Origin of the sequence: Reyranella sp., assembly GCF_965279465.1 — a bacterium.
Lineage (GTDB): Bacteria > Pseudomonadota > Alphaproteobacteria > Reyranellales > Reyranellaceae > Reyranella.
The window spans coordinates 7,739,937-7,761,547 of record NZ_OZ257242.1; the positions used below are offsets into that span (position 1 = coordinate 7,739,937).

Here is a 21,611-nt window from a genome sequence, read left to right on the forward strand (position 1 = left end):
GCCGTGCATTTTTCGCCGGCTCCGCGATTCTGACGGTGTTGCGGCGGCTCCGGTGGCTTGCGCGTGCGCCGCCCGTCTATGGCAGACTGGGCGGGCGGTTGAGTATGCTCGGCGGAGATGTTCAAGGTCGACAACTAGGGTGAAGCCTGCACCAACGGCGTTCCCGGCGGGCCAGGTCTGGCTTGGAAAGGGACACCGGCTCGCGGCATAGAGTAACGCCGGCCTCCGCGGCGGAGCATTAAGCGCCGCAGCAAGCGCCCGCGAGTACTTGGCAGAGTTCTCGGCACCTGCAACGAGCATGTTCGACCCGGATCTGCTACGTGCGGCACTGCTGCCCGAGAACTTCGCTTTCAATAGGACAGAGTACGACAGCGTGCAGGAGCAGGTCACCAAGAGGACGAACAATTATGTAGACGCCGTCTTCCTTACCGTCTGAACCGCGCGGTATCACTTCAATCATTCGCCTGGCCAACGTGCAGTGCGTGATCGCGGCGCTCGACCCGGCGCTCTCGATCGATTACGCGGGCATGCCGGCGGTCGTGAGCTACGCATTTGACCGCGAGACGCGGCTCGTGGGGGACGTACATCGCATTCCCGGAGCTGGTGCTTCGTCGGTCGATCTGGTTCGCGCCTTTCTCAGTTCATCGTTACGATCAAGCAGAAATCTGATGCACAACGGGCGCCATCGTATACGTGCCTCGACGCCACAAAGGATCGTTCTGTCGTGGATCGTATGTTCGAGATCGTCGAGGCGGCGTGCTGGGCCCCTGCGCGGCGCAAGTTCTTCGACCTGGCCCGGCTCAACAAGGCGCCGATCGCCATCGAGGCGGAGGCCCGCATCGATGCCCTGTTCGCTCTCGAACGAGAGATCAACGGCCTGCCGCCCGACGAGCATCGCGACGTCCGCCACGAACGCAGCCAGCCGCGCGTCGAGGCGCTGGGCGCTGGGCGCCTGGCTGCGAGAGCAGCACCCCAAGCTCTCGCCCAACAACCAGGTTGCCAAGGCAATCGCCTACAGCCTCAACGTCCGGAACGCTCTCATTCGCTTCCTCGACGATGGCTGTCTGTGCATGACCAACAACGCCGCCGAGCGGGCACTGCGCTGCATCGCCGTCGGCCGCAACAACCGAACCTTCGCCGGCTCCGACGCCGGCGGCCGGCGCACCGCGGCCATCTATACGCTGATCGAGACCGCCAAGCTCAACGGCGTCGACCCGCAGCCCTGGCTGACCGATGTGCTGGCGCGGCTGCAGGATCACTCGGCCAGGCGCATCGCCGGGCTGCTGCCCTGGAACTGGAAACTGCTGCAACAGCAGCAGCAGCGACGAGCGGCCGCCTGAATCCCCCGTCAGATCCGGCTCACGCCATCAACTGTTGATACCGCGGCCTCCGCCGGACGCATACGTAAGAAATCGTAATAATCGCAGCGCTAAGCAACTCCCTATTGCATCTCCTGCGGTTAAAGTCATCGTTGTTTCAACCACTTAGGAGGTTGAAATGTCTACGCCACCATTCTCCGAATCAATCGAATTCAAACTTACCATCCGAGCGTTTGACGAACGGGTGATTCGTACAGCCCGGGTCGACTACACCTATACCCCGTCTTGGCCATACTATGATGCGCGGTCTCACGCGGAGCGAGCCGGCAGCCCCTGTCTCGACTTCGGCCTGTCGCTATTGGCTGTGCCTCGGTCCGATAAGAACCGTTCCTTTGCTCTGCCAACCAACCAGCCGTACTGGGTTCCGGTGGGCCAACTCCTGACCGTTGGCGTCCTGCGTTCTCAAGTCTATGACCAGATTCGCGCCCGCATCGACGCGGAAGCGCTGAGCCTGGATCGCAGCAGCCGGGTCTCCGCCGGGCTGCCGGTGCCGCCACTTCCCGAACAGATCTAGCCCCTCAACAATCAACAAATGGAGGGCGACGTGGCCCTTGCCCTTGGCGTGAAAATTGGCGATGTCGTGGACATTGCCGCTTATTGGATAGCCGTGCTGTCCGTTGACAGCCGCACCCGTGCGACACTCATACGCAACGACGGCACGAAAATCCCGATAACCAGCAAGGACCTAACGGAGGTGGCGCCCGACATCTGGGTGGGACTCGGCCCGGACCCAGCGACAAGGAAGCTGCGACTGCTCTTGGACGCTCCCCGGGAGCTGGCAATCAGGCGGCGGTCCGACGGGCAGGTCGGACCATGAGCAGGTCCAAGAAAATTAAGCGCGATATGGTCGCGCTTATGCGCTCTGTCGGCATATCGCCAGAACTCATCTATGCATACGAGCGAACGGGTTTCCTGCTGGACGAGGCCGGATACAAGAATCTGTCAGCTGATGACAGAGCGGAGTACGACGCCGCAATCGACGAATACCGCGCCCAAAACCTAACGCGCTAGGCGACTGCTCGCACCCATCCAGAACAGCAGGGATGCGCCACTTCGAATCGTGGCGCATTTCTAGCCTCCTGCCCCTCGCCTCGCTGCTTGGGGTGCTACTTTGCAATCAATTGCAAGTTCTGGCCGCATTCATACGTGGCGAATCCGTCGACGGTGCAGTATTGCAGGAGCGCCGCCCGAGGCGCTCCTGATCGTGATGCGGGCGAACTGACGGAGTCCTCTTAGGCCGGACGGACGCGTCAGCATCAAGTGGTCTACTAGCAATTGGAACCGCAGGAAAGCCAGGCAGATAGGCAGGTTGCGGCCCCTCTCGAGGGCTTGGACTCCAAGTGTCGGCTCCTTGCCCTTGCAACCGATTGCAAAGTTTGGCCCGCCATACGTGTCGAGGACATCGACGACGACCTCCCGAGCCGCCCGCCGCTTTGCAATCAATTGCGCAAGTCCCCCGGCAGACGGGAGCGCTGACGTGCCGGTAACGACTGTTGTGCCGCGCGACCGATAGCTGGTCCTCATAAACCCAACCACCAGCTAACGGAACTCGCTATGGCCAATCCTGCGCAATTAATAGCAGGATGTCATCTATGGCGACAGAGAAAGCGATTGCGTCGGCGCGCCAGCAGCTTCGCGAGCAGGTCTTGACGTTGCTGTCGTCGGCCTTCTTCGACAGGCCGAGCAAGCTGGCTCAGGCTGTACATCCGATTCTCGGCGCGCTCCTTGACGGGCTTGACGACCTTGACGACGGGGAAGTCCCGTTGGCGTTCAGGCCGTCGAAAAAAGCACACAAGTCCGTGAAGCCTGCCGAAGTAGCGAGACTGCGGTTACGAGCCGTCTCATACGTCTCAGCACTGAAGGTGCGGGGCATGCCCCTGCCTGAGGCAATAGCCACCGTTGCCGTGTGCTTCCAGCTTTCAGAGGACGCTGTCACCAAATGGAGGCGCGACGCGCTGAAGAGCGCGCGCACCACTGACGGACGACCAGGTCGTCAGGTCGACCTCGCTAGTCTGGTGTCGATAGACAAATTCTATCACAGGGTGGGACACGGACCTTCGAAAGAGCAGATCATCGCGAAGGCTAGAAAAGACGGCGAGCGCCTCAAGGTGCTTCAACCCAACTACGCCAAAGGGTCCAAGAAGTAAGGATCTGGCGTAGATCCTTCCCTCGCTTCCTGAGACGCCAACGCTAGTTTGAGCCCAGCCCCGGCAGAAGCTGGCCGCTGTCCAAACTTCGTCGCTCATGGAGGAGCAAGTCATGAAGAAGAAGATGACCTTATGGGAAATCGCCGAGCAGCAGTGCCAGCCCGATGCGATGACAATTGAGAGCATGACCGAATCGGCTATGAGAGCGGTCTTTCTTCAAATCTCGCACGGCTGGAAAACGGATTTCACCTGCTACTTCAATGAGAACGGTACATTCGCGGATGTCAAATTCGGCGCGGACGAGTACCCCAACCCCAAGGGACACGGCTACTCCGTTGAGCACCTGCTTGTGACATACGAGGTTCGAACCACGCATGTCTGTTTCGTGACGGTCTGGACCGGTCTATGGCATCAGAACTGCAGCGGCATTGTCAGCGGGCGAGAATTTCTTCCATTCTGGCAGCAATCGCCGGAGTACTGGTACGAAACGCAGGCCGAATACGTATCGGTGGACGATGCGCCAGACTCTCCTTGCAATTGATTGCAAGGTACTCGTCCCATGAACATGAAAGCCTCGATTGCACAGTTGGCCGTCTATCACGGTCTGCCTCACGAAGAGGCCCAGAAATTAAAGGAATACGCAGAGCAGGCTGCGACCTGGATCAAGCAACTGCGATCCGCGGCGGCCAAGGGGGACGGCAAGAAAGTACGGTCGTTGGCGAAGGCGGCCTTGAGATCTTACGCTTTCAAGGTTTGCGGCGTCATGCGCGACGGGCTCCAAGGCCTGAAGCCCGTTACCCTATTGGCAGTGGAGGAGCGGGCGGCGGCACTGAACCCTTTCCGTCCGATCAAGGAGGCAGTTATGGCGCGGCTGCGACAAAAGCACGACGGCAACTGGAGGATCACTCTCGATTTCAACTGGAAGCGCAGGGCGCTCATCAACGTCGCCGCCTGCGTTCTGGATACCATCCTTCCAAGGTTCGACTTTGATTACTTGGAGAGTGGCAAGGGGCGCGACAACGCAATCACCTACCTCAAGCTCATGATCGACAGCGAGGACTACCAGTATGTTGTAACCGCCGATATCAAGAACTGTTTTGGGTCCGCAATCAAGAAGATGGTGGCCAACCTGCTCCCCATCCCAGCCCCGGTGACTAGGCACGTCCTGCTCATCGAAAACGGGGTGGAGGTGGAGGTAAGGCCCCACAGAACGGCTCCGGCTCTCTCACTCAATGCTGGTGCCGTGCCTGTAACCGATGAAGCGGCCCGGCTGGGTTTGCCACAGGGCTCCGCAGCTTCCTCACTCATCATGCGGCGCGCCGTACTCGGACCCGTACTCGCGCAACTTCCCTTCGCAGCCGACCTCGTACTCTACCAGGACGATGTCGCTGTGGCGGTGAAGACCAAAGGGGAAGCAAACGCGGTTCTAGAAGCCCTTAAGACGACCCTGTCGTCTACCCCAGCCGGGCCGCTCGCCATCGGACAAAGCGACATCCGTCACATCGAAGCAGGATTTGTCTTTTTGGGATACCGTGTAGTGCGGAAACCACCGAAGCATGGTGGGCATCTCCACGTGCACCCGGCCGCCAAGTCGTATGCACGTGCAGAAGAAGAGGCACATCGCCGATACGTCAAGGCGGGTGGTGGCCGCTCAGGCAACAAGGCCATCATTTCCTATTGGCGCAAGGACTGGCGTCCCGCGTGGCCCCTTTGGAAATCGACCCCACGGGCAGCGCAGTACCAACGACTGAGCTACCGAGCCCGCGTTTGGCCGAAACTAGAGAGCGGCGCTGCAATGCCCGCCAAGACAAGCTAAGTTGGGGTCCTCATCCGCCCACCCACGTGGTCAACGTTGGCGGCCAGGTCGTAGGACGGGTCTGCCGAACGAACTTTTGTGCAATCGATTGCAAGACGCTGTGCCCCGAACACTTTTAATTCGAGGCCCGGCACCCGGTTTCGACCTGACAGCGTGGCCTAGGCTCGACTTTTCGCTCGTTGCGTAGGCCTCCTCAGTGAAACCGGCTATAGCCGCTTCGTCGGCGTCGCCGGGTCATCGCTTGAGCCGGGGATCGCACCGGATAACTTCGCGAGGTCAGTCATTGCCGCCCATGTCGACCGTGAGGGGCAGGCTCAAGAAGATCGCGCCGCTTGTTTCGGTTCGTCGGCCAACGAAAAAAAGCCGCTGACACGGCGCTTTCCCTACATGAAGACAGGCGGCAGGGAGCGCGCGCCACGGCCAACACGCCGGACATTGCCGCTCTGCGTTGAATCGATCTACCGCCCATCAACCGGGCGACGCCCGTCTCCCCGGCCTCTTGGCTTTGGCCGACAAGCGAAGTATTGTCCTGCCTTCAGTTCGATCGTTCGCGCCGGTGCGCACATCGAATCTGCGCACCCAAATTTAAGACGCGGCCGATGCCGGATCAATCATCATCAAGTAATTCTGGCTCTCAGTGGCAACGCTGGGACCCGCATGTCCATGGCCCCGGGACGACCCTGAATGACCAGTTCAAGGGCGACTGGAACGGTTACCTGCAGCGGCTCGAGAGTGCAGATCCTTCTATTCGCGCGATCGGCGTAACCGACTACTATGGCACCGAGCTCTATGAACGAGTGGTCGCGGAGAAGCAGGCCGGTCGACTGCGCGGCTGCGAGCTCATTTTCCCGAACATCGAGATGCGCCTCGACAAGGCCACAGTCAAGGACAGGTGGGTCAACATTCACTTGCTTGTCGATCCCTCGGCTCCCGACGCTCTGAACGAGCTCAAGCGGTTCCTGCAGAACCTCACCTTCCGAGCCCACGGCGACACGTACCACTGCAATCGCGACGATCTCATCCGGCTCGGCCGCAAAGCCAATCCGGCCCTCAAGGATGACAAGCCCGCGCATGCCTTCGGCGCCCAACAGTTCAAGGTGTCATTCGACGAATTGCGGAGGGTCTTCATCGAGAGCGATTGGGCCAAAGATAACGTCCTCATCGCAATCGCTGGCGGCGAGACGGATGGCACGTCCGGTGTTCGCGCGGGAGCAGATGCCACACTAAGACAGGAGGTCGAGCGCTTCGCACACGTGATCTTCGCCAGTAGCGTCGCGCAGCGGGAGTACTGGCTTGGCATGCGGCCTTCGGCGTCACCCGACGACATTCGAAACCGCTACGGAGCGTTGAAACCTTGCATGCATGGCAGCGACGCCCATGACACTGCGAGCGTCGGGCAGCCGGCGGCCAATCGCTTTTCGTGGATCAAAGGCAAGCCGACCTTCGACACGTTGCGCCAAGCCTGCATCGACCCGGCCAGCCGTGCCTACGTAGGCGAAACCCCACCGTCATTCAGCACGCCCTCGCAGATCATCTCCAGTCTGACCATCGATGACGCGCCGTGGATCGCAACGCCCAGAATCGTCCTGAATTCTGGGCTTGTGGCGATCGTCGGCCCAAGGGGTTCCGGAAAGACCGCGCTGGCTGATGTGATCGCCAAAGGATGCGATGCGACCGACGATCATCTCACGGATGCGTCGTTCTTGGTCCGCGCTCAAGAGCTACTCGGCAATGCGAGCGTGACGCTCAACTGGGCCGAAGGCGAACCCGTCGCGCGTTCCTTGGACGGGTCTGACCAGTGCGACCCGTCGGAGTATCCGCGGGCGCGGTACCTTTCGCAAAAGTTCGTGGAGGAGCTTTGCTCCGCAGATGGCGTGACCGATGAACTGCTATCGGAGATCGAGCGCGTCATTTTCGAGGCGCATTCGGTGGCAGACCGGAATGGTGCCCTGAGCTTCGATGAACTCCGTGACATCCGTACAGCTGGCTTCCGCGAAGCCCGCGAGCGCGACGAAGAGACTCTGGCGAACATCTCCGAGCACATCGGGACAGAGCTAGAGAAGATCAAGCTCGTCCCTGGCCTGAAGAAGCAGATCGAGGAAAAGACCAAACTCGTCGACGGCTACACGAAGGACCGCGCGAAGCTTGTCGCCAAAGGCAGTGAGAAGCGCGTCGAACGGCTCAACGAGCTGACGGCGGCCTCCTCGACGGTGCAAGGCTACATCCGCTTCTTCACGACCAAACAGGCATCCGTGAAGTCCATCCAAGGCGAGGTGTTGAGCTACCGCACCGCAGGGGCACTTGAAGACCTTCGGCAGATGAAGCTCAGGCACCAGAGCAGCGCGTTCGCGGCGGAGGACTGGACGCCCTTCCTTCGCGACTACAAGGGAGATGTAAATGCCGCCATCGCCAAGCATTTGGGCGAGGCACAGACCAGCACGACTTCTTGGAAGGGCACACCCCCGCCCGTCAATCAGGACGTGAATGTCGCTTACATCGCCGACGATGCCGACCTTAAGCGGCTGCCCTTGGCCGTGCTCGAAGCCGAGATCGGACGCCTTCAGAAGATCATCAGCATCGACAAGCAGACCGCGGACCGCTTCGCGGCCATCACCAAGAGGATCACCGAAGAATCCTCGCAGCTCGATCGCTTGAAGGAGCAGCACAAAGACTGCGAAGGCGCGCTTGAGCGCGTTAAAGCACTGATCCAAGAACGCGAGACGACGTACCAGCGTGTCTTCGAAGCCATCCTCGCGGAAGAGGCGGCTCTCAGGGACCTTTATGGCCCCCTCATGCAGCGCCTCTCCGAAGCGGGAAGCACTTTGTCGCGTCTGTCCTTCGCTGTGACGCGACGTTCCGAGACGAACGACTGGGCCGCAGCCGGTGAAGCTCTCCTCGATCTGCGTAAACAGGGTGCCTTTCGTGGCAAAGGGACACTCGAACAGCTTGCCAAAGATCGACTCGTCGCTGCTTGGGAAGCAGGAGACGCCAAAGCAGTCTCTGCGGCTATGGCAACGTTCCGGGAGAAGAACCAAAAGGAACTGCTCGACAACGCCCCGGTCCCGAAGTCCGAACAGGCAAACTACCGCGATTGGCTTAAGCGCTTCGCCAAGTGGCTATACGGCACCGATCACATCCGTCTTCAGTACAGCATCGACTACAATGGCGTGGACATCCGGAAGCTGTCACCCGGCACCCGTGGCATCATACTCTTGCTTCTTTACCTCGCGCTCGACGACCATGACGATCGCCCATTGATCATTGACCAACCCGAGGAAAACCTCGATCCCAAGTCCGTCTTCGACGAGTTGGTCGGCCTGTTCCTCATGGCGAAGACCAAGCGTCAGGTGATAATGGTCACCCACAATGCCAACCTGGTCGTGAACACCGACGCGGATCAGATCATCATCGCGCATGCCGAGCCAAGGGAGGCTCACAGCTTGCCGCGCATCTCCTATATGTCCGGTGGCCTCGAGGAGGCCGGTATCCGCAAGGCGGTGTGCGACATTCTGGAAGGCGGCGACAAGGCCTTTCAGGAACGAGCGCGCCGCCTCCGGGTCTCGTTGGCCCGCGCCGGATAGAGCGGAGCACTTATGGCGTTAACTCCCTACAGCCGGGCACGCTCGTACGGGCGTTGATCGTGCCCTTCGGCTGCGAGCTCGCTGGTTAGCACCGTAGATAGTGCCCCTTGGCGCGGCCGCCGAACTTGGCCAGACGCATTTCCGCTCTGGAATCCGACACCCGACTCGCTCGGGCTTCCATGGCAAACTGCCCACGAAGCACGGATGGGTGCTGAACGTCAGAGGCCGCCGCCTACTCCGATTGACTGACGCTCGGTGGCAATGGCCGGTATTGTGCTGGATGCTCCTGACACTCCTCGCGTACACGATTTAGCCAAGTCTCGTACCAACACCACTGCTTGCCGACGGCGACCGCGCCGTAGCCCTTGGCGGCCTCTTTCGCCACCAATCGCTTCCATAGTCTCGTGTGGCTATCCATGGTGAAGCGGCTACAGCCTTCTGCGACCATGATCTTCACGATCTCATTCGGCAGGTACTTTCGCTTTTCCACCTCCTTCAGCGCCAAGTTGAACTTTTCCGCGATATCCGAGCCAGGCGGTACGAGTTCCACGGCGAGGTCTGCGCCCGGCGCGCGATTGGCGGTCTTGTGAACCATGAACACGCGGAAGGCGAAGCGCGGATCAGCTCTTTGCTCCGGCGTCAGCTGCTGCTCAAACGCGTCCATCATCGTCTCGACATGGCGCGGCATTGTACCGGCCTTCTTTAGCAGGGTGCGCTGATCAAGATTAAAGGTTACGAACTGGAGGGCAATCGGTAGGCGGCGTTCGAGAGCATATTGAGCGCCAAACAGCCCCTTGATGGAGTCATTGAAGTTTATACAACACGCTTGGAGCTTAGCGCTGATGGCATCGTCGATCCGACTGGTTGATCGGTGCTCGATCTCATGCCGTATGCCTAGCAGGAAGGCCAAGTTCGTTTGAGCGCCCTGGTCGATCGGGCATTTCAGGTGCTTTAGGCACTGCGCCAGATCCCAATACTTGTCCGCTCCTCCGGTCGTCTTGACGACTGCTCTCTCCCCGTTGTGGTTCCGGGTGTGGCGATAATCGATGCCTTCCCGCTTGAACCAAGCATGAAGCAGATAGGTCCAGGCGATGACGGCCGTGACAACAAATAATTCGGCCCGGAAGGTCAGTCCCGCACTGTTAAAGGTGTGAACGGCGGCGATCATTGCTTCACGCGCCTTGATCAGAAGCTCGTCACCCCGAACCGACAGCCCTGTTTCAGAGTCTACCTCCGGCCAAGAAGCAATGAAGCTGTCGAGTTCATCCGCATCAGTGGCCTTTAGTGCCGTATGCTTGGCGCCGGTCCGAATTTCAGCAATGGCGCGGTGATTGATCGAGCGAGTTGGACGAGTGAAATAGGCAAGTATGTCCTGATCGTTCGGCCATCGTCCGTCCGCGACCATGGCCTTGATGAGAGAGATTTCCCAGCGTTCGAGCCTATTTCCCCGCCTGCGCACTGGCATGGTCGTTCCCCATGTTTCGCCTGTTGGTGATAGACTTTATGCGTTGGACATCTCCGCCGGTAGCTGGTTGCCGCCACTCCGGCTGGTAAACGTATCGATTCACCAAGTGCAGCCCTAGCGTCTCCATCGAAGCGCAGACGCGTCCGGACAGGTCCGGCCGCATCACCCTGCGTCGATGGAGCAACGCGCTATGTCGAAACCAACCAATCCACCGATCTCCCTGCCCAAGCTGCTGACGATCAAGCAGGTCGCCGATTACATCCAATTTTCAACCCGTCAGGTCCGCCGTTGGATCGCTTCTGGGGCGCTCAAGGCCCACCAGTATGGCCGCTCATGGCGCATCGCTGAGAACGATTTGGCGCTGTTCCTCGCTTCGTCCAAGTGCCTGTAAGCGCTGTCCAATTCAGTCCTCTCGGGTCCTATGCGCAGAGGCCGTTAACGGTTGTGTGATTAAGCACTTAAGTGAACATTTTCGTGTATCACTCCCGTTAATCGGCATCCCCTTCCCCTCGTGTCCTCTCAGGTCCAATTATGTCCATCGACAAAGAAGCGCTCGAAAACGCCATGGAATTCCTGCCCGACGAACCGATCGTCTCGCTGGCCTCCGACATCAGGGCTTCGCCCCCGCCCCTCAACACAGCCCAGGACCTGCTGGAATGGGTGCTTGGCGATCCGCAGCGCAACAAGAACCAGAAGAGCAACGAAGCCGCAGCAATCAAATGGCTCGGAAAGGTCGACGGTATCCCGCTTGCGAGCATCCCGCTCGAGGTACGTTACCTCGTCGACGACCGAGTCAAACGCATCCGCCAGCACAAGCCCCTCAAGAAGGTCCGCCGTTCCAACATTGTCACCCTTCTGAACCAAGTGCTCTGCCGCGCCGGCATCTTGAAAGTCGGCTCCCGTCGCGGCGGGATCACTAGCCATGACTGGACCGTGCTGATCAATTCCATTTGCGACAAGGACGCGCGCGTCAGCTTGAGCACCTTGGGCAAGTTCTGCTCCAGTCGGAACATCCCCCCGAGCGGCGTCACCCTGGCCGTGTGGGACGAGTTCGCAGAGGAGACGCTGTACAAGTCGTCCTTCAAGAAGCCTCGAGCAACCTTGCAGAAGACGCTCAGGGCCTGCAATAGGGCTCGCGCAACGATTTCCAATTGGCCGCTGCCAGAATTCCCGAAACTCATCAATCCGCGGTTGGTGAGCGTCCCCAAGGGCGACCTGCCCACGACGCTCTGGAAGGACATCGACACGTACGTGAACATGTCGAGTACGCCGCCGAAGAATATTTTCGACATTACCTGGCCCACCCAGCTTTCGCCGGACACTCTGCAACGCTACCGCGACGTGGCCTGGCGAACGGCATCAGCCCAGGTGCATCAGGGCCGCGCGCCGTCTGAAATCACCAGCTTGGACGCTCTCCTCGAAGTGGGATGGCTGCAGAAGGCGATGAGCTGGTTCCACCAGCACGCTGGCGACACCTTCTTGAAGGACCACCTGAACATGGCCGCGACTTGGGTGTCGTTTGCCGACAACTATGTCCACCCCCCGGCCGAAAGGATCAACCAGATCCGCAATGGCATATTCAAAGTCATCGAGAAGAAGCTCGGCACTCCGGGTTTCAGCAAGAAGAACATCGAGAAGCTCGAGCAGTTTTCCAACCCGGCCATCGTCGAGGACTTCCTGTTCCTGCCCTACCGGATCATGGCCGAGATCAAGAAGAAGAAAGTCATCACGATCAACGACGCCACCCAGATGATGGCCGCCCTCGCGATGGAACTCCTTCTGACAACCATGGTTCGCCGAAAGAACCTCGCCGACATCGACCTCAAGACTAGCTTCTGGCCTGCCCAGCCGACGGCCGGAGGCGTGTGGTCACTGGTGGTCGACCCAAGGGATGTCAAGAACAAGCAGCCACTTCGCTTCGAGCTGACGAAGCAGACGATCGGCATGATCCAATTCTATCTGAAGAGATGCCGCCCCTTGCTGCTCAAGGCATCCACGGGCGGCCAGCATCACTCCGACCTGCTGTTCCTGCCCGTCAGCGGGAAGTTCCAGAACCGCCGCACAATGGTTGCCAACCTGGTGTCCAACCTTATCCGGAAATGCCTGGACTTGAACATCAACGTCCATTTGTTCCGGCACATCGGCACGATGCTCTACCTCGACGCACACCCCGGTAACTTCGGCGTCCCCCAAGTGATGCTGGGTCACACCTCCGACAAGACGACGCAGAAGTTCTACGCTCATCTTCAAGCCACCAAAGCGATCAAGCATTTCACCGCAGCAGTGCTCGGATCACGTAACGACAAGATCACCAAGCTCAAGCTCGCCTGAGAACATTCACCATGGCAAAGCTCGTGCCGTATTCGGTGGTCAAGCCCGAGGCTTGGCCGCCGGAGTTCCGTCGCCTCCTCGACCTTCGCAATACACCAACTAACCCACTGGAAATGCCCAGCGTGGCTGCGGGCTGGCGTGCCACGACGTACGAATTTCACATCGGGAACGTCGGCTACTTCGCTGGCTGGCTCGCTTGTACAAAGCGACTTCGGGATGTTGGAGAACTGCGAGAATACGCGACTTCTGAGATCATCGGTGCCTACGTCGACGACATGCGCAGCCACGATCTGTCGACCCGCACGATCGCCAACCGCGTAGACGGGGTGCGTGCGGCACTCGCGGCAATATCACCTGAGTACCGAACCGATTGGCTGATGCGGGGCATCAACCGGTTGCGTTTGGAGCGCTCAGATCGGCGCCGTACCTCTCAGAGATCCCGACATACCGCCGACCTGGTGGCGTTAGGCATGTCTCTCATGAATAATGCCTGCCACTCGGACTCGAAACAGAATGGGGTGACCAGGGCGATCTCATATCGCGATGGTCTGATAATTGTCTTCCTGGCCTTGGCCGTGCCGAGGCTGTCACCGCTCCACGCGATGGCCTTGGACCAACACCTCATCGCACGCGGCGATGTGTACCAGATCAAGTGGTCGGCGCAGGAGATGAAAGAGGGCAACGCCTATGAGGCGCAGCTCGACCGCGAGCTATCCCACCTGTTTCGAAGGTATGTCGACGAGTTCCGCCCGATCCTGCTCGCGAGGGATGATGCAATAGACAAGACCGTCGCGCTGTGGATAGCGCGTGATGGCGGCCAACTATCCTGCAAGGGCATTTACGGCATAATCAGGAAGCGCACAAACGAGGAGTTCGATGAGCCCGTATTTCCTCACTCGTTTCGTCACAGCGCGGCGACTTCGCTCGCCCTGGAGCGACCGGACCTGATCAAGCTAGCCACTCCCCTCCTCCAGCATCAGGCGGAAACCAGCCGCGACCTGTACGTGCTGGCCGACAAGATCGCGGCCAGCCGCAAGTTCGGCGAAACCTTGAACCGGCGCCGCTTCCGCCGAGGTAAGGCAGTTCTATAGGTGCGCATTGGCCAAAAATCCGGGCTTCCATCTCGTTAATGTTGGTACAACTTATGATTGCGCCAACTGCAAAAGGGTATTGCGTTAATCTGAATTTCGGCTAGCTGTAAGTGGGCCTCGAAACTGGAAGCCCTCATGAAGACCTGCAAAATCGTAGACAGCACTCCCAGCCGCCGTCCTGTAGACAAGACCCCTGTTGGCAGACTTGCCGCCCTGCTCGCCCGAGCCGCGGCAAACGACTTTGTTCGCCAGTGGGGCACGCATGCAAGCAGCGACGCTCCGGATGAACTGGTCACTATCTGCACTGAATTCGACGGAGAGCTTCCTCCAGTGGCCAACGACATTGACTGAACGATGCCCTCCATCAGCTGTCGGCCAGATCAGCAGGGAGAGCAAACGCTCGAAGGTGCTTCGTTCTTCCTTCATCCGGGGACATGCTCCGGCAGCTGCAACCCGTCGTCCCGCCAATCAGTACAGGGAGGTCAGAGTGAAGCCGAAACACGACACCACCGGATGCGTGCGCGCGGCAATCTACGCTCGCTATTCGAGCGACGTCCAAAGCGAACACTCCATTGATGACCAGGTCCGCGTTTGTCGCGAGATGGCCGAACGCGAAGGATGGTCCGTACTTACCGTCTATGCCGATCACGCCATGAGCGGGGCATCCCTGTTCCGGCCTGAGATCCAGCGGCTGATCGACGACTGCCGGCTAGGTGGGGTCGATGTCGTCGTGGCCGAGGCGCTGGACCGGATCTCCCGGGATCAGGAGGGCGTGGCGGGGCTCTACAAGCGCCTGACGCACTTCGGCGTTCGCCTGATCACCCGTAGCGAGGGGGAGATTAACGAGCTTCATGTGGGGCTGAAGGGCACGATGAATGCGCTCTTCCTGAAGGACCTGGCCGCGAAGACCCACCGTGGCCTGGAGGGGCGGGTTCGGGAAGGACTGTCGGGCGGCGGCATCGCTTACGGCTACACCGTGCTCCGACAGCACAACGTCGCCGGCGAGCCGATCCGGGGAAGACGTTCGATCAACGAGGCCGAGGCCCGGGTGGTTCGCCGGATTTTCGAGGAGTTCTCTACCGGCTCGAGCCCAATTGCCATTGCCCGCCAGCTCAACGCGGATGGCGTGCCAGGACCAGGCGGCCGCAGCTGGATTGACACCACGATCAGGGGCCACGCGGAACGCGGCACTGGGATACTTCGTAACGAACTCTATGCCGGAAGCCTTGTCTGGAACCGGCAGCGCTACAGTAAGGACCCGGATACAGGTCGACGGGTATCCCGCCCCAACGACCGTTCCGAGTGGGTTGTCCGTGAAGTGCCCGAGCTGCGGATTGTGGACGAACACCTCTGGCAGCGGGTCGCCGAACGCCTGGGGACCATCCGGAACTCCCCAACAGTAACAAAGCTGCGCGAGTCCCGCTTCTGGGAACATCGCCGGCCCAAGTCCCTGCTCAGCGGTCTCGTCTTCTGCGGCGCCTGTGGTTCCGTCCTCGCGGCGATCGGCAAGGAGTATCTCGGGTGCAATCGCGCCAGGCGCCGGGGAGAGTGCGCGAACAAGCGAGCCGTCCGTCGGGGGCACATTGAGCGCGTGATCCTCGACGGGCTGCATCACCAGCTGATGGCGCCTGAGAATATCAAGGAGTTCGTCGACGCCTTCAATCGAGAGGTCAATCGTGATCGTGCGGCAGCCGTCGCAGCACGGTCGCAGGCCCAGCAGGAGTTAAAGACTATCGATACTCGCATCGACCGCCTGGTCGAGGCCATCGCCTCCGGGGTCCGCAATTCGAGCCTGCTCGCCGGCCTCGACCGGCTTGAAGCCCGGAAGGCCGAGCTGGAGAAGTTGCTGGCCGATGGAGAGGTCCCGGCTGTCCGCATGCACCCCAATCTGGGAGAGGTCTATCGCAAGCGCGTCGCGGGCCTGCAGGCCGCGCTTGCCGATCCCCTTCTCCAGGCAGAGGCCTTCGAGCTCATCCGCTCCTTGGTCGAGCGGGTCGTGGTAACCACGGGTACCGAGACGGAGATCGAGCTGATTGGCGATATCGCCGCCATGGTGCAGTTGGCGCACGGCGCTGAACGCAAGAAAGCCGCCCCACTTGGAGCGGCTTTGTCAGCGACCGACGTACGTTCGGTCAAAGTGGTTGCGGGGGCAGGATTTGAACCTACGACCTTCAGGTTATGAGCCTGACGAGCTACCGGGCTGCTCCACCCCGCGTTGGGTCCTGGGTGCGCGTTGTCGTTTATCGGAAGGGCGTGCGCTTGGAAGACCTGGCAGCGACCTACTCTCCCGTGCCTTGAGACACAGTACCATCGGCGCTGAGGGTTTTCACGGCCGAGTTCGGAATGGGATCGGGTGTTCACCCCTCGCTAGTGCCACCAGGTCGTCGAAGCGCAAGCATGAGGTCTCGTGCAGTCCAGAGCAAGAAGCCGGCAGCGGATGTCGACCGCTGCACGGAACGATTGAGATCAAGCCGATCGAGCTATTAGTACCGCTAAGCTGAATGCATCGCTGCACTTGCACATGCGGCCTATCAACGTGGTGGTCTACCACGACTCTCAGCGAGACCTGGTTTTGAGGCGGGTTTCACGCTTAGATGCTTTCAGCGTTTATCCCTTCACTACATAGCTACCCGGCGCTACGGCTGGCGCCATAACCGGTACACCAGAGGTAAGTCCATCCCGGTCCTCTCGTACTAAGGACGGCTCCTCTCAAGTCTCGAACACCCACAGCAGATAGGGACCAAACTGTCTCACGACGTTTTGAACCCAACTCACGTACCACTTTAATCGGCGAACAGCCGAACCCTTGGGACCTGCTCCAGCCCCAGGATGTGATGAGTCGACATCGAGGTGCCAAACACCACCGTCGCTGTGGACGCTTGGGTGGTATCAGCCTGTTATCCCCGGCGTACCTTTTATCCGTTGAGCGATGGCCCACTCACGCGGAACCACCGGATCACTATGGCCGACTTTCGTCCCTGCTCGACTTGTCAGTCTCGCAGTCAGGCGGGCTTGTGCCATTGCACTCAGCGGCTGATTTCCGACCAGCCTGAGCCCACCATCGCGCGCCTCCGTTACTCTTTGGGAGGCGACCGCCCCAGTCAAACTACCCACCATGCAGGGTCCCGGATCCGGATAACGGACCGCGGTTAGACATCAAAGATCAAAAGGGCGGTATTTCAAGGGTGCCTCCACCCGAGCTAGCGCCCGGGCTTCAAAGGCTCCCGCCTATCCTACACATCCAATCTCTAATGCCACTGCAAAGTTGTAGTAAAGGTGCACGGGGTCTTTCCGTCTAACTGCGGGTACCCCGCATCTTCACGGGGAATTCAATTTCGCCGAGCCCATGTTGGAGACAGCGGGGAAGTCGTTACGCCATTCGTGCAGGTCGGAACTTACCCGACAAGGAATTTCGCTACCTTAGGACCGTTATAGTTACGGCCGCCGTTTACCGGGGCTTCAATTCAAGGCGTGAACCTCTCCTCTTAACCTTCCGGCACCGGGCAGGCGTCAGACCCTATACTTCGCCTCACGGCTTAGCAGAGCCCTGTGTTTTTGTTAAACAGTCGCCACCCCCTGGTCTGTGCCCCTCTGGCGAGACCGCCAGAGGCCCCCTTATCCCGAAGTTACGGGGGTAAATTGCCTAGTTCCTTCAACATGGTTCCCTCAAGCGCCTTGGTATACTCTACCAGTCCACCTGTGTCGGTTTAGGGTACGGTCTATACGCTGGAGTTATTTCCTGGAACCCTGGAGCCGCCCGAGCATTCGCCAACGAGCTCGGGCCACCTTTCGGATCCGTCACTTCCAGCAGGCCCACGAATATTGACGTGGTTCCCATCGGCTACGGCTGTCGCCCTCACCTTAGGGGCCGGCTAACCCTGCGCGGATTGACCTTGCGCAGGAACCCTTGGACTTACGGCGGAAGCGTCTCTCACGCTTCTTGTCGCTACTCATGTCAGCATTCTCACTTCCGATACCTCCAGGAGCCCTCACGGGTCTCCCTTCACAGGCTTACGGAACGCTCCGCTACCACTCTTTCGAGTCCGCAGCTTCGGTGCATGGCTTTAGCCCCGGTACATCTTCGGCGCAGGATTGCTTGTTTAGACCAGTGAGCTATTACGCTTTCTTTAAAGGATGGCTGCTTCTAAGCCAACCTCCTGGTTGTTATGGCCTTCCCACATCCTTTTCCACTTAGCCATGACTTGGGGACCTTAGCTGGCGGTCTGGGCTGTTTCCCTCTCGACGACGGACCTTAGCACCCGCCGTCTGTCTGCCGTGCTGTACTCATCGGTATTCGGAGTTTGGTTAGGTTTGGTAAGACTTTGGATCCCCCTAGCCCATCCAGTGCTCTACCCCCGATGGCAATCACACGACGCACTACCTAAATAGTTTTCGCGGAGAACCAGCTATTTCCGAGTTTGGTTGGCCTTTCACCCCTAATCACAGGTCATCCGATACCTTTGCAACGGTAACCGGTTCGGTCCTCCAGCGCGCGTTACCGCGCCTTCAACCTGCCCATGACTAGATCACCCGGTTTCGGGTCTACTCCGTGCAACTAAGCGCCCTATTCAGACTCGCTTTCGCTACGCCTACGCCTATCGGCTTAAGCTTGCTGCACAGAGTAAGTCGCTGACCCATTATACAAAAGGTACGCCGTTAGCCTTGCGGCCTCCGACTGTTTGTAGGCGTTCGGTTTCAGGTCTGTTTCACTCCCCTTGTCGGGGTGCTTTTCACCTTTCCCTCACGGTACTTGTTCACTATCGGTCACTGAGGAGTACTTAGGCTTGGAGGGTGATCCCCCCGTGTTCAGACAGGATTGCACGTGTCCCGCCCTACTCGAGGATGCAACTGCTTTCTACCCGTACGGGGCTATCACCCGCTATGGCCACCCTTTCCAGAGTGTTCCGGTTCTTACAATCGCATCACTGGCCTGGTCCGCGTTCGCTCGCCACTACTAGCGGAGTCTCTGTTGATGTCCTTTCCTCCAGGTACTGAGATGTTTCAGTTCCCTGGGTTCGCCTCGCCGACCTATGAATTCAGTCGGCGATCATCCTGATGGATGGGGTTTCCCCATTCGGAAATCTTCGGATCAAAGTGTATTGGCAACTCCCCGAAGCTTATCGCAGCCTATCACGTCCTTCATCGCCTCTCAGTGCCAAGGCATCCGCCAAACGCCCTTATTGTGCTTGATCTCACGTTTTGTCAGCGAAATGACGACTTTCATCGTCATCACGGCTCGTTCCGTGCAGGGGACGACCCCCACAACGATAACGGCCTCATACCCATTCCTGCCACTTCACCTAGGCGATGAAGCGCGGAATAATCTAGACTTTAAAGACCTCATACTTCCGATGAACGATGTCAAAGAACGAACTCGGCACCAGCGGTGCCTCGTGTTCTATGCCGCGCGCTTTCGCGCACGAGTGATGGTGGAGGCAGACGGGATCGAACCGACGACCTCCTGCTTGCAAAGCAGGCGCTCTCCCAACTGAGCTATGCCCCCGTTTTGAGAACTCCGGTCTCGATCGCGATCTCGCTTCGTCCCCAACGCGGGCCGGCCCCTCGACCAAAAGTCGAGCCGACCGCGCAACTTGGTGGGCCAGGGAGGATTTGAACCTCCGACCTCACGCTTATCAAGCGCGCGCTCTAACCAGCTGAGCTACTAGCCCGGTTCGGGCAGACGAAGCGGCAGACCCACGGAACTTCGTCCCGAGACGGATCTGTCGCGCCAATTACCATCACAGGAAAGGGATGCGTCGACGGCGGCGGTCCGGCTTGAGAAACCAGACTTCGATTTAGTGTCTAGTAAAGACCGGAATTGCTTCCAATCTTCCTTAGAAAGGAGGTGATCCAGCCGCAGGTTCCCCTACGGCTACCTTGTTACGACTTCGCCCCAGTCATTGATCCTACCGTGGCTGGCTGCCTCCTTGCGGTTAGCGCACCATCTTCGGGTAGAACCAACTCCCATGGCGTGACGGGCGGTGTGTACAAGGCCCGGGAACGTATTCACCGAGGCATGCTGATCCTCGATTACTAGCGATTCCACCTTCATGCACTCGAGTTGCAGAGTGCAATCCGAACTGAGACGGCTTTTTAGGATCGGCTCCGGGTCGCCCCTTCGCATCCCACTGTCACCGCCATTGTAGCACGTGTGTAGCCCAGCCCGTAAGGGCCATGAGGACTTGACGTCATCCCCACCTTCCTCCGGCTTGTCACCGGCAGTTTCTCCAAAGTGCCCAGCATAACCTGATGGCAACTGGAGACGAGGGTTGCGCTCGTTGCGGGACTTAACCCAACATCTCACGACACGAGCTGACGACAGCCATGCAGCACCTGTGTTGACTCCGGCCGAACCGAAGGCTCCGTCTCTGGAGCCGGCGAGTCACAAGTCAAGGGCTGGTAAGGTTCTTCGCGTTGCGTCGAATTGAACCACATGCTCCACCGCTTGTGCGGGCCCCCGTCAATTCCTTTGAGTTTCAACCTTGCGGCCGTACTCCCCAGGCGGGGTGCTTAACGCGTTAGCTGCGACACTGACGGGCAAGCCCGCCAACGTCTAGCACCCATCGTTTACGGCGTGGACTACCAGGGTATCTAATCCTGTTTGCTCCCCACGCTTTCGAGTCTTAGTGTCAGAAACCGTCCAGATAGCCGCCTTCGCCACTGGTGTTCTTCCCAATCTCTACGTATTTCACCACTACACTGGGAATTCCACTATCCTCTCCGGTCCTCTAGCTGCCCAGTATCAAGCGCATTTCTTGAGTTGAGCTCAAGGCTTTCACGCCTGACTACGACAACCACCTACACTCGCTTTACGCCCAGTAATTCCGAACAACGCTAGCCCCCTTCGTCTTACCGCGGCTGCTGGCACGAAGTTAGCCGGGGCTTATTCTGCGGGTACCGTCATCATCGTCCCCGCCAAAAGAGCTTTACAACCCGAAGGCCTTCATCACTCACGCGGCATGGCTGGATCAGGGTTGCCCCCATTGTCCAATATTCCCCACTGCTGCCTCCCGTAGGAGTCTGGGCCGTGTCTCAGTCCCAGTGTGGCTGATCGTCCTCTCAGACCAGCTACCGATCGTCGCCTTGGTGCGCCGTTACCACACCAACTAGCTAATCGGACGCGGACTCATCTTTTGGCGATAAATCTTTATCCCGTAGGAACCATTCGGTATTAGCCCTAGTTTCCCAAGGTTATCCCGAACCAAAAGGCAGATATCCACGCGTTACTCACCCGTGCGCCACTAACGTATTGCTACGTTCGTTCGACTTGCATGTGTTAAGCCTGCCGCCAGCGTTCGTTCTGAGCCAGGATCAAACTCTCAAGTTTAACGTGCCTCCAACCCCTCCGAAGAGAAGCGGAAGCCATAGATCCCGTCACTAGATTTTATCACCCAACCCGAAGGTCAGGCTCTCGAACTAGCGACGACGAAAACATCGCCCAACCCGAAGGCCAGACTGATGATCGCCGCCGCCGGCGTATCCCTTTCCCAACAAACGATGCATAGAACACACGACCAAAAGGTCGAGACCTCGAGCCCACAGGATCACTTCCAGGTCCTCAGACCCCGCGCCACTCATAGTCCGTGGCGCCTTTCGGTGACCCCGTTCGTCTCGGGAGCCGCGCTTATATGGGTGACCTTCCGGGGTGTCAAACGCAAAAATTACGAATCTTTGAAGGGTTCGTAAGACTCTGAAAATGCCCACCAAATCTATTGTATCGTTGTGCCTGCCGGGCCTTTCCGGCATCAATATGTAGAGTCGCCTGCCGATCGGTATGAATCTCGCCAACGGCGCCACCCCA

At 59.1% G+C, this 21,611-nt stretch carries 12 protein-coding genes, 3 tRNA genes, 3 rRNA genes and 2 pseudogenes; 12 read left to right on the forward strand and 8 right to left on the reverse strand.

Annotated elements, in window-relative coordinates:
• Positions 1 to 742: 742 nt before the first annotated feature.
• The 7 genes and pseudogenes from ACQY8M_RS37760 to ACQY8M_RS37790 form a co-directional block, all read left to right on the forward strand.
• Positions 743 to 1,340: pseudogene (locus tag ACQY8M_RS37760) on the forward strand (IS66 family transposase); the annotation flags it as partial.
• A gap of 157 nt (positions 1,341 to 1,497) precedes the next feature.
• Complete coding sequence (locus tag ACQY8M_RS37765) at positions 1,498 to 1,893, forward strand: hypothetical protein (protein ID WP_428667621.1); 396 nt, start codon at positions 1,498 to 1,500, stop codon at positions 1,891 to 1,893.
• Positions 1,894 to 2,192: 299 nt separating this feature from the next.
• The gene (locus ACQY8M_RS37770) at positions 2,193 to 2,390 is read left to right on the forward strand and encodes a hypothetical protein (protein WP_428667622.1); all 198 of its coding nucleotides are present in this window, start codon (positions 2,193 to 2,195) and stop codon (positions 2,388 to 2,390) included.
• 581 nt (positions 2,391 to 2,971) lie between these two features.
• A complete protein-coding gene (locus ACQY8M_RS37775) occupies positions 2,972 to 3,526 on the forward strand; it encodes a hypothetical protein (RefSeq protein WP_428667624.1) in 555 nt (184 codons plus the stop codon).
• Between the two features lie 112 nt (positions 3,527 to 3,638).
• Complete coding sequence (locus ACQY8M_RS37780; RefSeq protein ID WP_428667626.1) at positions 3,639 to 4,067, forward strand: hypothetical protein; 429 nt, start codon at positions 3,639 to 3,641, stop codon at positions 4,065 to 4,067.
• 18 nt (positions 4,068 to 4,085) lie between these two features.
• Entirely contained in the window at positions 4,086 to 5,342 is a 1,257-nt protein-coding gene (locus tag ACQY8M_RS37785) for a reverse transcriptase domain-containing protein (RefSeq protein WP_428667628.1), read from the forward strand.
• A gap of 599 nt (positions 5,343 to 5,941) precedes the next feature.
• The gene (locus ACQY8M_RS37790) at positions 5,942 to 8,923 is read left to right on the forward strand and encodes a TrlF family AAA-like ATPase (protein ID WP_428667630.1); all 2,982 of its coding nucleotides are present in this window, start codon (positions 5,942 to 5,944) and stop codon (positions 8,921 to 8,923) included.
• A gap of 232 nt (positions 8,924 to 9,155) precedes the next feature.
• Here ACQY8M_RS37790 and ACQY8M_RS37795 read toward each other — a convergent pair whose 3' ends face one another.
• A complete protein-coding gene (locus ACQY8M_RS37795; protein ID WP_428667632.1) occupies positions 9,156 to 10,388 on the reverse strand; it encodes a DUF3644 domain-containing protein in 1,233 nt (410 codons plus the stop codon).
• Positions 10,389 to 10,578: 190 nt separating this feature from the next.
• Between ACQY8M_RS37795 and ACQY8M_RS37800 the strand changes: the two genes are divergently transcribed.
• The 5 genes and pseudogenes from ACQY8M_RS37800 to ACQY8M_RS37820 all read left to right on the forward strand — a co-directional run.
• Complete coding sequence (locus ACQY8M_RS37800) at positions 10,579 to 10,779, forward strand: helix-turn-helix domain-containing protein (RefSeq protein WP_428667634.1); 201 nt, start codon at positions 10,579 to 10,581, stop codon at positions 10,777 to 10,779.
• 140 nt (positions 10,780 to 10,919) lie between these two features.
• Positions 10,920 to 12,719, forward strand: a complete 1,800-nt coding sequence (locus ACQY8M_RS37805; RefSeq protein WP_428667636.1) for a tyrosine-type recombinase/integrase — start codon at positions 10,920 to 10,922, stop codon at positions 12,717 to 12,719.
• Between the two features lie 11 nt (positions 12,720 to 12,730).
• Entirely contained in the window at positions 12,731 to 13,810 is a 1,080-nt protein-coding gene (locus ACQY8M_RS37810; RefSeq protein WP_428667638.1) for a tyrosine-type recombinase/integrase, read from the forward strand.
• A gap of 135 nt (positions 13,811 to 13,945) precedes the next feature.
• Positions 13,946 to 14,161, forward strand: coding sequence for a hypothetical protein (locus tag ACQY8M_RS37815; protein WP_428667640.1), 216 nt, complete (start codon positions 13,946 to 13,948; stop codon positions 14,159 to 14,161).
• A pseudogene (locus ACQY8M_RS37820) lies at positions 14,094 to 15,359 on the forward strand (recombinase family protein); the annotation flags it as partial. The gene ACQY8M_RS37815 and the pseudogene ACQY8M_RS37820, both read left to right, overlap by 68 nt.
• A 174-nt stretch (positions 15,360 to 15,533) precedes the next feature.
• Here the strand turns inward: ACQY8M_RS37820 and ACQY8M_RS37825 are convergent.
• The 7 genes from ACQY8M_RS37825 to ACQY8M_RS37855 all read right to left on the reverse strand — a co-directional run bounded on the left by ACQY8M_RS37825 (position 15,534) and on the right by ACQY8M_RS37855 (position 21,137).
• Complete coding sequence (locus ACQY8M_RS37825) at positions 15,534 to 15,878, reverse strand: hypothetical protein (protein WP_428667642.1); 345 nt, start codon at positions 15,876 to 15,878, stop codon at positions 15,534 to 15,536.
• A gap of 70 nt (positions 15,879 to 15,948) precedes the next feature.
• Positions 15,949 to 16,025: transfer RNA gene (locus ACQY8M_RS37830), tRNA-Met, on the reverse strand.
• Between the two features lie 51 nt (positions 16,026 to 16,076).
• Positions 16,077 to 16,191 (reverse strand): 5S ribosomal RNA (rrf, locus tag ACQY8M_RS37835).
• Between the two features lie 81 nt (positions 16,192 to 16,272).
• Positions 16,273 to 19,002 (reverse strand): 23S ribosomal RNA (locus ACQY8M_RS37840).
• Positions 19,003 to 19,237: 235 nt separating this feature from the next.
• Positions 19,238 to 19,313 (reverse strand) — tRNA-Ala (locus ACQY8M_RS37845).
• Positions 19,314 to 19,402: 89 nt separating this feature from the next.
• Positions 19,403 to 19,479: transfer RNA gene (locus tag ACQY8M_RS37850), tRNA-Ile, on the reverse strand.
• Positions 19,480 to 19,648: 169 nt separating this feature from the next.
• Positions 19,649 to 21,137, reverse strand: a 16S ribosomal RNA gene (locus tag ACQY8M_RS37855).
• Together the 16S, 23S and 5S rRNA genes with 3 tRNA genes alongside form the textbook arrangement of a ribosomal RNA operon.
• Between the last annotated feature and the right edge of the window lie 474 nt (positions 21,138 to 21,611).